At 36.2% G+C, this 14343-nt stretch carries 15 protein-coding genes; 4 read left to right on the top strand and 11 right to left on the bottom strand.

Annotated features, from left to right (window positions below):
• Nucleotides 1-9 precede the first annotated feature (9 nt).
• Genes M3166_RS06455 through M3166_RS06470 form a run of 4 tightly spaced genes read right to left on the bottom strand, consistent with a single transcriptional unit; the run spans nt 10 to nt 2819 of the window.
• Nucleotides 10-813: a DUF2785 domain-containing protein gene (locus M3166_RS06455; protein WP_251688446.1), complete on the bottom strand. Its 804-nt coding sequence runs from the start codon at nt 811-813 to the stop codon at nt 10-12.
• A gap of 3 nt (nt 814-816) precedes the next feature.
• Entirely contained in the window at nt 817-1221 is a 405-nt protein-coding gene (locus tag M3166_RS06460; protein ID WP_014824155.1) for an acyl-CoA thioesterase, read from the bottom strand.
• A gap of 14 nt (nt 1222-1235) precedes the next feature.
• Nucleotides 1236-2039 carry a GNAT family N-acetyltransferase gene (locus M3166_RS06465; RefSeq protein ID WP_251688448.1) on the bottom strand — a complete coding sequence of 268 codons (804 nt, stop codon included), beginning with the start codon at nt 2037-2039 and terminating at the stop codon, nt 1236-1238.
• A gap of 12 nt (nt 2040-2051) precedes the next feature.
• Nucleotides 2052-2819: a class I SAM-dependent methyltransferase gene (locus M3166_RS06470; protein ID WP_251688451.1), complete on the bottom strand. Its 768-nt coding sequence runs from the start codon at nt 2817-2819 to the stop codon at nt 2052-2054.
• 261 nt (nt 2820-3080) lie between these two features.
• Here M3166_RS06470 and M3166_RS06475 point away from each other — a divergent pair, with 261 nt between their 5' ends.
• Nucleotides 3081-3293, top strand: a complete 213-nt coding sequence (locus M3166_RS06475; protein ID WP_008406565.1) for an alpha/beta-type small acid-soluble spore protein — start codon at nt 3081-3083, stop codon at nt 3291-3293.
• A gap of 191 nt (nt 3294-3484) precedes the next feature.
• Nucleotides 3485-4792, top strand: coding sequence for a serine hydrolase (locus M3166_RS06480; RefSeq protein WP_251688453.1), 1308 nt, complete (start codon nt 3485-3487; stop codon nt 4790-4792).
• Between the two features lie 496 nt (nt 4793-5288).
• On the opposite strand, the gene M3166_RS06485 is transcribed toward M3166_RS06480, so the two are convergent.
• Nucleotides 5289-6326 carry a DUF1835 domain-containing protein gene (locus M3166_RS06485; protein ID WP_251688456.1) on the bottom strand — a complete coding sequence of 346 codons (1038 nt, stop codon included), beginning with the start codon at nt 6324-6326 and terminating at the stop codon, nt 5289-5291.
• Nucleotides 6327-6506: 180 nt separating this feature from the next.
• Nucleotides 6507-6707: a cold-shock protein gene (locus M3166_RS06490; RefSeq protein ID WP_191701229.1), complete on the bottom strand. Its 201-nt coding sequence runs from the start codon at nt 6705-6707 to the stop codon at nt 6507-6509.
• Nucleotides 6708-7044: 337 nt separating this feature from the next.
• Between M3166_RS06490 and M3166_RS06495 the strand changes: the two genes are divergently transcribed.
• Complete coding sequence (locus tag M3166_RS06495) at nt 7045-7608, top strand: DUF4256 domain-containing protein (protein WP_251688458.1); 564 nt, start codon at nt 7045-7047, stop codon at nt 7606-7608.
• 61 nt (nt 7609-7669) lie between these two features.
• Here the strand turns inward: M3166_RS06495 and M3166_RS06500 are convergent, their stop codons facing one another.
• The 3 genes from M3166_RS06500 to M3166_RS06510 form a co-directional block, all read right to left on the bottom strand.
• Entirely contained in the window at nt 7670-8536 is an 867-nt protein-coding gene (locus M3166_RS06500; protein WP_251688460.1) for an ABC transporter ATP-binding protein, read from the bottom strand.
• Entirely contained in the window at nt 8536-11019 is a 2484-nt protein-coding gene (locus M3166_RS06505) for a hypothetical protein (protein ID WP_251688461.1), read from the bottom strand. The genes M3166_RS06500 and M3166_RS06505 overlap by 1 nt, the downstream gene beginning before the upstream one ends.
• 125 nt (nt 11020-11144) lie before the next feature.
• A complete protein-coding gene (locus M3166_RS06510) occupies nt 11145-11462 on the bottom strand; it encodes a hypothetical protein (protein WP_251688463.1) in 318 nt (105 codons plus the stop codon).
• A 213-nt stretch (nt 11463-11675) separates the two neighbouring features.
• Between M3166_RS06510 and M3166_RS06515 the strand changes: the two genes are divergently transcribed.
• A complete protein-coding gene (locus tag M3166_RS06515; protein ID WP_251688467.1) occupies nt 11676-12539 on the top strand; it encodes a helix-turn-helix domain-containing protein in 864 nt (287 codons plus the stop codon).
• Between the two features lie 51 nt (nt 12540-12590).
• On the opposite strand, the gene M3166_RS06520 is transcribed toward M3166_RS06515, so the two are convergent.
• Entirely contained in the window at nt 12591-13190 is a 600-nt protein-coding gene (locus M3166_RS06520) for a DedA family protein (RefSeq protein WP_251690025.1), read from the bottom strand.
• A gap of 366 nt (nt 13191-13556) precedes the next feature.
• Nucleotides 13557-14189, bottom strand: a complete 633-nt coding sequence (locus M3166_RS06525) for a LysE family transporter (RefSeq protein ID WP_251688469.1) — start codon at nt 14187-14189, stop codon at nt 13557-13559.
• Nucleotides 14190-14343 lie beyond the last annotated feature (154 nt).

Genomic DNA, 14343 nt, shown 5'->3' on the forward strand with positions numbered 1-14343 from the left:
AACTCCTTACTAAACAAAAGTTGAATTTCCAAAAACAATCCAATCGGCTGTTTTTGTACATTTGGTCGATTTTAATAAATGTTTTAATAATGTTGCCTCAAATTTCTTTACGTTCCATTCATACCGGTATTTCTTATGCCAATCCTCTACTTCTATGTAATGCAATCCTTTTAACCACGTTACCAATTGCTCATCTGTCAATCCCTTTTCCAGTAATGCTTCAATGACCGGTAACATACGCTCTTCTTCCTCATCAATTAAAGCATATTCAGTATGAAGACAGCTTTTTAAACTTTGTAATGCACTACATAATAATTTGGAATCCTTCATCAACGGATGTCTAATTGCTTCTGTTAATAAGTCACTTCCATGTGCAACCGCATGTGCCCAGCCCTTTGTAGTGTCGAATCCCCGGTAATCCTTCTCAAGAAATAAATAATGAATACTTCGGTGAATAGCCTCAACAACAAGTTCTTCAGGCAAACTTCTTTTTTCACGATCTATCCCTAAAATAAGGGTAATAACAAGTGCTGAAAAAGATCTCGTAAATACATCATCAGAAGGATTGCTCTGTGTAATATTTAAATAAAGGTGCTCATCATCCGAACATATTTTTAATATTAAAACTAATTGTTCTTCAGTAAATTGCTCATTCAGCATTAATTCGCAAAATCCCCGATAAATTAAGTTGTCACGTAAATAGCCATCCGGATTTCCAATATTTTTTAGCATGAACTGGATTAATTCGTTAAAATCAATTAAATCCAGATTAATCGACTTTTTTACAATTCCTTCTAATTGTTCTTTCATCATATTTTATTGCTCCATTTCAAAAAGCTTCTTTAATGGATCAGGAATTTTCGCAACTCTTTTCTTTTCTAAATTGAAAAAGCATCCTGATTGTTTTCCGATGCAATGGATATGCTTTTCCGTTGTAATTTCCAGTTCCATTTCCCAACTAGATTGCCCGATTTTCACCATCCAGCACCGACCGACTGGTTGATCGAAAATTGTTAAAGGGGCTTTATATTCAATCTCTGTTTTCATCAAGATCGGGGATATTTGCACAGCCATCATCTCTGCTAATGGATAATGCTCATTTAAAAATGCCATACGTAAATCCTCAAACCACCTTACATACACAATATTACTTACAATGCCCATCGCATCGATATCATAGGCGTTAATCTGAATCGGTTGTTCTGCCAATAATGTTTTCACAATATTTGTCCCCCTTAATTTTTCTCTTCATAACGAACCATTGACCAAAAACCGATATCCTCAAATCCAATCCGCTTATAAATGCGTCCAGCAGCCGGATTATCATAAAACAGACAAATTGATTTTCTTTCAGCGAGCAGGTCTCGGCAAAGTTTCAACATACAATGTGTCGCATATCCTTTTTTCCCGTATCCCGGTCTCGTTCCGACGCCTACAATCATCGCGGACTGAGAATTTTCCGCTGTTGTTGATGCTGAAGAGACCATCACACCCTGTTCGTCACAAATAATATAAGTACGCCCCGTTTTAAATTTTTCTGCGCGCTCTCTTCCTTCTACACTAAATGTCCCCGTTGAAAATTCCGGAATCGATCTGAGCATGTCAATATTTTCTTCGTATTCACTTGGCTGTAAATACGTCACATTTGAAAAATCTAAATCAGATGTGGGAACGGTCAATTCTGTACATTTTGCATAATACGTTTCGCTGTCCCGACGAATAACGCGGTCAATCCATTTCTTTAATGGAGCGACTAAATGCTGAAGCCCTGATAGTTCTATCTGACCTCGATTTTCGTTAATTATTTTGGCAAATCCCTCGGTATCATAATTTCCTTCACTATACGGGATATAGTTTTGATCATAGCGCAGTAAAATCGCTTTTAGCTGATCACCTTCAAATTGCCCCCATAAATCCTGGATATCCGATTCCATCCCATACGCTTCAATATCACCGATGATAAATAAATTTTCTGCCGGCTTTTTATGTACAAGTGCCAATGTAGTTTCAAGGTCTTCGTTTGTTAACTTTCGAATCATTATAGTTGCCTCCTATATAGTACGTTTACGAGCTTTTACGATAAAGGTTGTTGGAAAGTGGCTTGCTTTATGTAGAGAATAATATTTTTCGGAATACGGAATTTCTTCACCTTTTGCATGTACCGGAATATCACTTTCAATAATTTCTACAAGTTCAAAGCCTGCTTTTAAAAGTGCATTTATAAATGTCGCAATTTTATATTTCGGTATTTGCATTGGCGCATCTTCCCCTTTAAATGTCGTTGTTTCGATATATCCTTCACGCTGGTAGGAATCCGTTAAACTAAACTGATGATCTCGGCATTTGATTTGATTATAGAAAGGGTGTTCCCAGCTGAAAATAAATTCGCCTCCTTCTTTTAAGTAGCTGTAAATTAACTTAAACGTTGCCGGAAGATCACTTGACCAGCCAATCGCATAAATGGAATACACTAAATCAAAATAATTTTTCGGCAGACCGATTTCTTCTTCCATTGGAGCCGTAAATAAGTTTGCCTTGATGCCGTTTAACGTTTTCTGCGCCAGGTCCATTTGGGCACTCGAAAAATCAACACCCCAAAGCCCCTTTGCACCATTGTTATTCATATATAAAAGAGAATGACCGCTCCCAAATCCAACTTCCAGCACTGTTTTGCCGGCAACACTTCCGATTAAATTCAGTTCCTCTTCTGTTTGTGCTAAAGGTCCATAGCTTGGCAGCGCATCTCCTCCAGCAAAATGCTTCGCTACAATATCCCAGCTTTTTTTATTGTTTTCGATAATTGTATTCAAAAAAGTCATTCCTTTCTGTAACGATGATGGATCTATACTGTATGTCCCAATTAAACCACTTTATTCCATATGTTACAATCCGACAATTTTCTAATTTGTTTTAGTTGCGGTGCGAGCTATCCTGTGTGATTTAGTGTTTATCTATGATTTGATTATTATAAAAACACCATATTATAAAAACGTTACCAATTGAACTGTAAATTACCTAATTCTGATATGGTATGAAACTTTCTTCCCTGTGCATTCTAATGTCATAAGGAGGCGATAACAATGGCAAACAACAATAGCTCAAACAAATTACGTGTACCTGGTGCACAACAAGCAGTTGACCAAATGAAGTACGAAATTGCACAAGAGTTTGGTGTTCAATTAGGACCAGACGCTTCAGCTCGTGCTAACGGCTCTGTAGGTGGCGAAATTACGAAACGCCTAGTTCAAATGGCAGAGCAGCAATTACGCGGCAATTCAAACAACCAACAATAATTAACGAGAAGGAAGCGCTACAAATTTGTAGCGTTTTCTTTTCATTTTGGCTTTTCAAGGAGATTACATACATAGACAAATCAAAAAGAAATGAAACTTTTACTGCTTCCCTCCGTAAATAACAGTAATAACAATTTATGGAATTACCCACTTTGCTTTAGGGATTGGATAAGAAGGAGGAAAGGTCATATATGAATATTTATGGTTGGATTGGTCTGCTCGGTATTATTTTCTTTACTTTAATTCCCTTTTTGAATAAGGCGCAAAGAACTCGTGAAGAAGTTCAGAAAGCCATTGTAACGATTGGAATTATATCCGGAATTATTATTGCCGTTTTAGTTTTCAATATAAATTTCCTCATTGCTTTCCTATTTGGTGTTCTGGCTATGATTTTGTTTGATCGTAAAACCTATACAAAAAAGAGGTTAACGATTTATGGGGTCATTACTTTAATTGCAGGAATTGCAGCATATGCTCTACTTCGGGACAATCCCAATTATGTTATTCAACATTTAAAGGAAAATCCGGAATCCAGCTCCTTTTATTTTGCTGAAAACGGCGAACCTGTCATTACTTACCAGTCAACTGTTATACGGCCATTAGCAAGTACAGTAAAAATCCTTATTGCAGTTGAATATGCCATGCAGGTCGAAGAAAATAAAATTCAAAAAGACCAGTCAATACCTTTGGGCGACTTGAACCGTTTTTATTGGAAAAATACTGATGGGGGCGGTCATGAAGCATGGTTAGAAGCTGTGAAACAAGATCGGGGCATCCAAAATAATGAAGTCACTTTGCATGATGTTGCAAAAGGAATGATTACGTATAGCTCAAATGCCAATACAGATTATTTAATTAATCTGCTCGGTATTGATGCGATAAATCAGCGTAAAACAGCGTTAGGCTTAACACAGCACGAAGACATTTATCCAATTGGCAGTGCGCTCCTCATTCCTGAATCTATCCAAAAGGATGGGATGTCCGAAAAAGAATTAATCAAGGCGCTCCAAAAGTTATCAATGGACGACTATCGCAAGTTAGCTCAATCGATAAGCCTTCAAATGAAAACAGGAGAAATTAATGCAAGTGAGACTACATTTGACTCATCCCCTGCCGTACAAAGAGTTTGGTCAGATCGGTTAATTGGCGCTTCTGCAAATGATTACGGGAAACTGCTCGCCCTTATTTCCAATGACGAGCTGCCATCAAATGCAGCTGAAACAATCCGGGATCTAATGGAGTGGCCGATGCAATTAAATGAAGAAAATTATAAGAAATATACACATATTGGCTCAAAGGGCGGCTCTACACTGTTCGTCTTAAACAACGCGATGTATGTTGAAAACCTTAAGGGAGATCAGTACGAATTTGTTATTTTACTTAATAACCTGAAATTTCATGAGCATTTCCTGTTGAGAAATAACCGAAATTCATTTGAAAGAAAGCTTTTGAACGATGCAGATTTTCGTGATGAGGTACGTGAGGCGCTTTTAAACTAAGTTTGGTTTGATTTTGTAAATACCGCAACAATCTAAAAAGATGCTTTGCCTGATTTGGCTAAGCATCTTTTTCAATCGATTATTCCTCTGATCCTTTATCCACTTTCCGTATACAGCTCTTTATACATAATGACTATCAGGACATACGTAAACAAAGGAATAAGATAATCCGTATTATTGATTGCGTGATTTAATGAGCTATTATCTGCAAGAATACTTATCACTATTGGATTAGACTAACGACACTAAAAATGATAAATAACATCTTATTTCTAGAAATGTAATCCTTTTTTATTTCAAATAATAAGCAGACAAGTGCAAAGAAAATTAACACCAGTCTCGTCATAAATAATTGTTCAAATCCCCAATAAAAGGTCGCCATTATAAAGATAAGTACGGCTACATTCAAAATGATCGGTATATTAATTTTTTTCATATACTCCCCTGCTCTTATACTGGATGTTTTGAAGTGTTGCTAAATTTACATATAGTACCTTCACCGAATTTTTATGCTATAGTAACGCATTGCCTTTGGTACACCTTCCAAATCAAATACACCATCGACAATTAAACGTCTGACACGATATTCCAAAAAATGGTCACCAATATATTGATCTAAATGACCCATTACTTCTCCGATAATTCTGGCTGATTTTATAAATTCCTTATTCTGTTTATTTTGATGAAGTTTCTTCACTGTATTGATAATGTAAGTATCATAAAAATTTTCAGGAACACTTTTTATCTTTTGATTTTCCCAGATTCGTAAAACATCATTAGTTTGACAAAGCTGCTTCCATTCATCTTCTAAAGTTTTACGTTCCGCTTGCGTCAATAGATGACCCTTTTTCTCGTTTTCGTAAATTTCCATTAATTGATCTGATGACAGTTCCCCCATATTTAACGGCGTAAAATCGATATCGGGTCGATCAAAATAAGTTTTATATGCTTCATTAGTATGAATGATATGGATATCGTTTGCCTTCTCTTTTAATAAATAAAGTACAAACCGTAAACCTGTTTGTTCATGTGCATTTTCCCCCGCCCAAATAATAATTGGGTGATCATTTGGCGTTTGTTGAAGGTCTACAATCGTTTGTTTAAAATGTTCTTCGTGATGATAGAGATCCTCATCATCAATAATGATATGATTTCTAAACCATTTAGATCGATTCGAAATACCTTGTAAGTTATGTAAGTTCCAAATGGGACCAATAGAAAACAAATCGGAAAACGTAATAATCCTTTCCTGATGACTTAGCCCTAACTTTTTTAAAGCAAATTTCAGGCTGCCTGATGGCGAGTCCCCGAAGACAATATGTGTTGCTTGATATTGTACAGGCTCAACGTTTGCTTGATTCTTTTTGTACTCCAACAGGTTGTTATATGTATTTTTAATATCTAAAAAGAATTGCTCCTCTGAATAACCATTTCTTTCTTCGACTACTTGCATCCGTAAAAAGATTTGCATTAATAAGGCTTTCCGTTCTTTGCCTTCTAATTGATCAATAACAGCGTTCAATTCATTAAACAAATTAATACCCCCCTTTCCATAAATTTTACCATTAAATCCTCTTTTAGTATAACTTTCCTAACAAAATGGTCCCGCTCACCTGTAAACTATATTTCTTTCTCCTTCAGCAGCTTTTTAAATTTAGCCACAAAAAAACTGCACCCCATATTTGGGATGCAGTTTATCGTTGCAACTTTAAAATTAAAGTTTTACGATGTTTGTAGCTTGTGGGCCACGTTGACCGTCTTCGATTTCAAATTCAACTTTTTGACCTTCGTCTAAAGATTTGAAACCGTCGCCTTGGATTGCTGAGAAGTGAGCGAATACGTCGTTTCCGCCTTCAACTTCGATAAATCCAAAACCTTTTTCTGCGTTAAACCATTTTACTGTACCTTGTGTCATTTAAATGACCTCCATTTAATTAAATTTAATAAGATCACAATTCCTCATAAAGAAAAAAATTCACATATTACAATAAGTACTAAATAAAACACGAATACATATTGTAATAGGTGAATTTATTGTTGTCTTGTAACATTTCTTATTAACATTAGTATATACCATATTAATTCATTTGTCTATGCATATGAAACAATTCATTTTCGTGCAAATATAATTTTGATGCACTCTATGTTTTTTAGTAGATTTATTTATTATGAAAATTAACCATTAGTAGACATTATTCTCATAACTAAAGTATCATTAAAGGCATCAACTACTTAACGAGGTGTTCAATATTATGGCAGCTAAAAAAGTATTAACAAACGAACAGCAAGAACAGCTTCTTACAACATTGAAAGCACGCTTTTTACAGCATATGGAGCGTCATCCGAATATCGATTGGGAAAATGTGCAGACAAAGCTCGAAGCAAATCCGGTAAAACTATGGTCTCTTAATGAAATGGAACGTACAGAAGGTGAGCCTGATGTCGTTGCATATAACCAGGAAACGGACACATACACTTTTATGGATTGCTCAGCTGAAAGCCCTAAAGGACGCAGAAGTATTTGTTATGACCAGGAAGCATTAGATGCGCGTAAAAAGAACAAACCGGAAGACAGTGCAATGAATATGGCGTCTTCAATGGGAATTGAAATTTTAACGGAAGTCGAATACCGCTCATTGCAGCAACTTGGGAAATTCGATTTAAAAACATCAAGCTGGGTTTTGACACCACCGGATATCCGTAAACTTGGCGGAGCAATTTTCTGCGACCGTCGATATGAGACGGTTTTCATGTACCATAATGGCGCAGATTCGTACTACGGTGCCCGAGGATTTAGAGGCTCTCTTACTGTTTAGTTTATCGATTTCAACTAAAAATAAAGCCGTTGTCATACTTTATGACAACGGCTTGTTTCTATTATAGATTATAAAAATCACGATACATTTCTTCCAAGTTCCGGTTGATCGGATTCACAGATTGGATTTGCACACTATTTTTTAATAACCATTGAAGATAGGTTTCAATCGCAAATGCAGCATCTGTAATGAGTAAATCACCTTTAATTTTATAAGGAAGATGGCTCTTTTTCATTACTTGGGGAAGATCACTATGATATGAATACTTAATTTCGTATTGTACTTTCTTATTTGAATGCAATGGATTTGTGTAAAGCTTTCCTTCTTTAATGAACCAGATTGTCTCCGTCAAATCTTCCAGTAAATCCAGGTTATGCGTCGAAATGACGATACTGATTCCTTTTGCATGTAGCACTTCAATCAATTGTTTTAATTCAATAATGCTCGTCGGGTCCAGTCCATTAAAAGGTTCATCCATTAAAATAATGAGCGGCTTTGTCAATATACTTAACGCGATCAGCAAATGTTGGCGCATCCCGTAAGAATAAGATTTGACGGGCTGATGCACATACGAGCGGATGCCGATCAACTCTATGACATCTTCTATTTCTTTTTGCTGTATATGGTAAATATTAGCCACAAACGACAGATGATCATAACCGGTTAACTGCATATACAAGTAATTATCACTTGGCAAGAAGGAAATATATTTAAAGAATTCAGGGTTGCTGTTGGAAATATTGTTTATATGGACAGTGCCCTTATTAATCTTTTCCAATCCTAATACCGAGCGCATTAATGAAGATTTCCCTGCCCCATTCGGCCCTACAATACCTATTATTTCACCGGTACCGATAGAAAACGTAATATTATCCAGCACCTGTTTACTTTTGTATTTCATTTCAAGTTCGTTCACCTGCAATACCATTATGATGTCACCTTCCTTTTAAATAGAAGCCCCATGACGAACAATAGGGTTCCGCTGATTAGTAAAATGACCGCGCCCGTCAGGAAGTTCACTTTTCCGTTGTGTGCCTCAATCGATTTCCAGCCATCTACAATATTCCATGTATCAAAATAGACAAACGGATTATACACACTACTTGTTAGATTAATATAATGGTTCCCTGCAAAGTACCCGGCAATGACAAGTATGGATGTAACGATAATCGCTGCATAATGATTTTTCATCAATTTCCCGATAAAGCTGAACAAGCTATTTAAAAAGAAGAGCTGCATGAATATAAGCACTCCACTTTTGACAAGCAGCGCCATCAAATTTTCAAAATAAAAATAGGCATTGTTCGCAGTTGAAAAGAAATAGTGCTCCTCCAGCCGTTCTGTTGCATAAATCAATATTGGATAATCCATGTCACCTACTCCACCAATAAATGTAGCGATCAGGAAAACAATAGTACCCGTAATGAGCAACAAACTGAAGGCAACCGTTAAATTATAGTTCCATTTCGATACGTAAATAGAAGAGAATCGAATTGGCTTTGTTGCTAAAAAGCTCATCGATGGATTCGGCCTATATTCATCGGCCATCGTTGTCCATAACAATAATACAAATAAAAACAGGACGAACCACATCATGTTCCATTCCAAGAACCTGTAGATTGCAAACGAGCTGCTGTCCCCGTATTTTGTATTTTGTTCCTGGAACAGCTTTAAACGTTCATAATGTTCTTGATCTAAAGCCTGACTCGTATCATCAAAATTAGATACCCATTTATGTCCAAGCGGCCACGGGGTTATCCTTTTGCCATCCAGAATAATTTCCTGCTCTTCTGATGCCATGTCAGTCAATGTCCAAAGTGTATTTTCACTTTCTCTATAAGAACCAGGTTCAAATGAGTTCATCACATCGCGAAATGTCTCGGCAAATGTAGGAGAGTGAATATCAGCCTTCAGATGTTCCAACGCCTCAAATCGCATTTCTAATTGTTTAATCATTGACTGATAAGGATTTTGATCAAGCATTTCCAGCTCTTCACCCGTTTCCTCAGCCATCCGTCGTTGCAATTCCTGCTCCATTTCAAATTCATCTGCGACGAGTTTCCAATGTGTTTGATCCTGGATAATCGTATTTTGGGAACGCTCAATTATTTTCAGTGCTTTGTCAGGAAATGTTCGGTACTGCTCATTCACTACAATGACCGTACCGCCAATTATTCCGAACAGCAAAATAACAGTTATAAGAATATGGCCTTTCCGCTTCTTCTTTAGATGCTCAAATTGTAATAATTTTAATTTCCTGTTTGGTACATACTGTTTTTTCGATGCTGTAAATTCAGGCACTCCAAAACTGACATTTTTCATATTAATGACAGCATAAGTAATACCGGTACCTATCACTACTAGCAGTAACATGATGATTAAATAAGGGACAAAACGATTCGAATCCAGTAATAGTTGTTCATACGAAACAATCAAGTGAATCGGGTTATACATCTGAAACCCGGTCTTCAATGAAATCATATAACTGATTAAAACCGGTAAACTGATCAGCGAGAATAGTAAACCTAATTTTGCTTGCTGTTTAATCAGACAAGTAAACAGCAGCAATAATAACGCACTGAAAATCCCCCAGCCAATCGGGATAAACACAAGCCATTTCCATATTGGGACTAAAATGATTTCGGAACTCAATGCCACTTCAACAGGATAGTAAATTGTGTTCAGATTCCCTGTTAATAGTGGCGGCAGTAACGACACAACACTTGCAATAACGATGTAACACAGGACGACCATCAATAAAGGAATCAAGTATCCAAAATAAATGGCTGTACTGGACAATGAATTAATTTTAAAGAAATCGAATGTCCGATTTTCCCGGTCAAATATATATTTATAGCAAAAAACTAATAATAGAAGAAAGGCCGTAACGGGGCTAAATAGAATTTGGAATAATTGCTTTGTAAATAAGGCTGTTTTAAATGGCGTATCTTGTTCGGTATAGCCCAACTGATGATCAATGATGGCTTCCGCTTTCTCCCTTTCAACTGCCACTGTATGTTCACCAAGATAAGGAATTGCTTTGAATGCTATGTAGTTTTCATATTCGTTTAAATAGGCAAGCAGCTGGTCGGCAATCTGTAAATCGTTCTCGTCTAATTTCTTTAAAATATCGTCTATATATTGTTCTTTCAATAAAAGACTTCCCAATGATTGCTGTTCTTCCGTAGTGAGACCTATAACCCGTTCTTTAGTTAATGTACTTGTAATCAGCAAATGTACTGTATCTTTTCGATTGTTGAACGTTTCCTGCAGTTCATGCTTGGTAGCACCCGATTGCGTACTATTAATAACGAATATCGTCCCGACAAGTACAATAATTGCAACAGGTAATATAAAAATATATTTGCTTTTTAACAAGCCTTTCACAAGAAAACGAATCACTTCATTCATCATTCCTCCTCCTTACCCTGTTAGTATGCTGAAAATATAAATTCCTCTTTGAGCAGATTTGCCAAAAAACGGAGGCTTATCCTTTTCAAAGAGGATATGAAAATTATCAGATTCAGATTTCCCCATTACTCCTGCTCTGCGTTACTAAGCGGTGCATATGGTCCTGTTTTAAGCGTGCCTGAAAAGAAGGAATACCCCGGCTTCCCTACAGCATAGCCACGATTATACAAATAACCAGAATACGTTTTACCGTTTTGAGTAACCGTTACCCACATCGATTGTGTCGTTGTATAGGGCACTTCTTTTGAATACCAAAGTGTATCGGATGTGACAGAAACTTCAGGTGTCAAACTTTCAGCTGCTTGTATACTTGAAATATTTACGGATACATTTAAAGAAATTGCTGCAAATAAACTTAAACTTAACAATTTAAATTTTTTCATCATTGATTCCTCCGCTGTTCCTATTCCAAAACCTGATTGCTATATATATGAATCTTTTAATTTTTCTAACTTATCCTCCACCAGTTCCAATAATCCACAGTTCTAAAGTTGTGATTAACAAATCTACCATTTCGCCCCCTCCTTTGTATTAATTTTACAAACTTTCCGACAAAAAGTGTATAATATGCCTAAAAGAATAATTTAGGTGATGAAATGAATAATTACGGGCATGTTATAAAAGAAATCAGGGTTGGTAAAGGGTATTCACAACAGTATGTCAGCGAAAAAATATGCTCACAGGGCAACTACTCAAAGTTTGAAAAAGGAGAAAACAGAGAAATTAAGTTTTCGATATTGAAGGAATTTTTGGGGCGTCTTGAAATGTCCTATGAAGAGTTTGAATACATAAGCAACAATTATGAAATGCATGACCGTCAAAGGATTATGAAGAAGTTTTACAATCAAACATATAATTCCGAAAATGCCCTGCTCCTAATGATTAAAGAATGCGCAGCTTATTTACAGCAAAATCCGAATGACAATTTAATCATGAATATTCAAACTGTAATGGAAGGCATGCTCGTTTTGGCAAGATCCAGTGATTTTGTACTGGCTTCTGAAACAATATCTCCTATATGGAACGATCTCTCACAACGAAATACACTGTACTTACCTGATATTTATTTGCTGAATGCCATTTTATTTGTTTTTCCGATTTCTACTGCAACCGAAATAAAAGAATTTGCATTTCGCCATATCGATAAGTACAACGGATTTCAAAATATTAATAAGTTAAAAATAAACTTTCTGATCAATTTGTCGCTTATTAATATTAAAGGAAAAGACTTTGAAACCGCACTACATCTATTGAATGATGCAAGCAGTAAGTGTAAATCGGAGCAGCTTTTTATTAACCTGTCGATCTGTTACGTGAGAAAAGGCGTTTGCCTAAATAATTTAAACGGAGCAGATGAAGGTTTTATTGAAAAGGGTTTAACGCTACTTCAACATTTAGAACAAGCAGAACTAGTGAAAATGTTGGAGAAGGAAATTAAAAGTAATTTAATCGTTAAATAATATAGAGCAAATTAAAAAGGGCAACCTGTTAAACACGGCTGCCCTTTGAATTTATTTTTTATTAGGTAAGTTCATTTTACGCTCTAATAACTTTACGCGATATTTATAAATCGCATAAATTACTGCCAAAATAATGATGATGATGACAAACGGCTGCAAGTACTGTTTAAACAGTTCTCCTGCCTGCTCCCAGTTTTCCCCTAGCTTAATGCCTAAATAAACATAAAGCGCGGTAATTGGGAACATCGCTAAAAATGTATAGATCGTAAACTTCCATACATTCATTTTCGTCATCCCGCACGGAACCGAAATTGCGGTACGAACAATCGGCATAAAGCGGCCGAAAAATGCGACACCCGCACCATATTTTGCGAAAAACTTGTCCGATGCATTCACTTGCTTTTCATTAATCAAGAAGAACTTCCCGTATTTCAGGACGATTGGGCGACCACCATAACGCCCTACCGCATATAATGTCAACGGTCCAATTGTTCCGCCTACCGTTCCGGCAAGCACCATTAACCAATATTTATACTCCCCTTGAGCAATCCAAAATCCGGCCATCGGTAATATAACTTCTGCTGGGATAAACTCAAAGCAAAGTGCCAACAGTACACCAAAATAGCCAAACCCTTTAAAAAACTCAATCATTGATAGAATGATTGTATCTAACAACAAAAACAACTCCAATCATTTGCAATATCCAAAGTTAAAATCGAAAAAACCGATATTAACTCCAAAGTCCACTTCTACATTCACTTAGCATACAAAAACTTTGACTGATTCACAATAGAATTTGTGAAAACATGCCATTATTATGTATGTTCTTCTTTAGAATAGAACGTCCTCTCTTCACAAATGTTGCCTCTACCGCAAAACTTTTAATTTTATAGCAGTGTATGTCTATGCAAAAAGCGATATGTCAGAGCATTTTGAGCATGGCCTCTTCCTAATACATGCAAATATAAAAACAAACAGGCAAAACCATATGTACTCTGGAATCACCCGTTCTAATAGTTAAATTAATGCTTTTAAATCATGAATAAATTCATATATAAAGTAACAGCCAAACCCGAATAATAATAAGCCTGCAATAATGGAAGTCCATTTAATCATCGCTCGGTTCATGACTTTCCTTGTAAGTGAAACAATTGTTAAAAGACCAATATCATGCAGTAAAATACCCGATAAAATGCCTAGTGCAACAATCAAAAATTGATTGGCCCCTTTTCCTGCATAAGAGTCGGCCAAAACTGCTCCAAAAACAGAAATCCAGAAAACGAGATTACCTGGTGAAACAGCAACTAATAAACCATTGCGGTATGTTGACAGAAAGGATTTATTCGCTTTCTCACCAGCTAACGCAATATCTTTATCAGCATTTTTAATTGAATCGAAAGCCAAAATAAATAAAAAGGCGGCTCCTATTAACCAAAGCGGTAGCTGAATATAAGCCAGCGACAAAAATTTAGCCACCCCCAAATACAAGGCAATGATTAAAGCTAGATCAATTGTCATTCCGCCAAGCCCTACTGCCCAACCGTGCATAAACCCATTTTTCAAACCCTGTTTCGTCATTTCGACTGTAATGGCTCCAACGGGCATTGCAATGGCAAGGCCAATCATGACATACGCAAAATATAAACTCATTCGACCACGTCTTCCAAGAAAAATTCCTTCTTACGTCCGTTTTATAAATATAATTATATTTGAATATTTATTAATCTTCAATCACTTTTAAAATTTACCTAGTAAATTCCATTATTGATTTATTTCCGGAAATCTATTATGATGGCATTAATTT

This window comes from Solibacillus isronensis (genome assembly GCF_023715405.1).
GTDB lineage: Bacteria > Bacillota > Bacilli > Bacillales_A > Planococcaceae > Solibacillus > Solibacillus isronensis_B.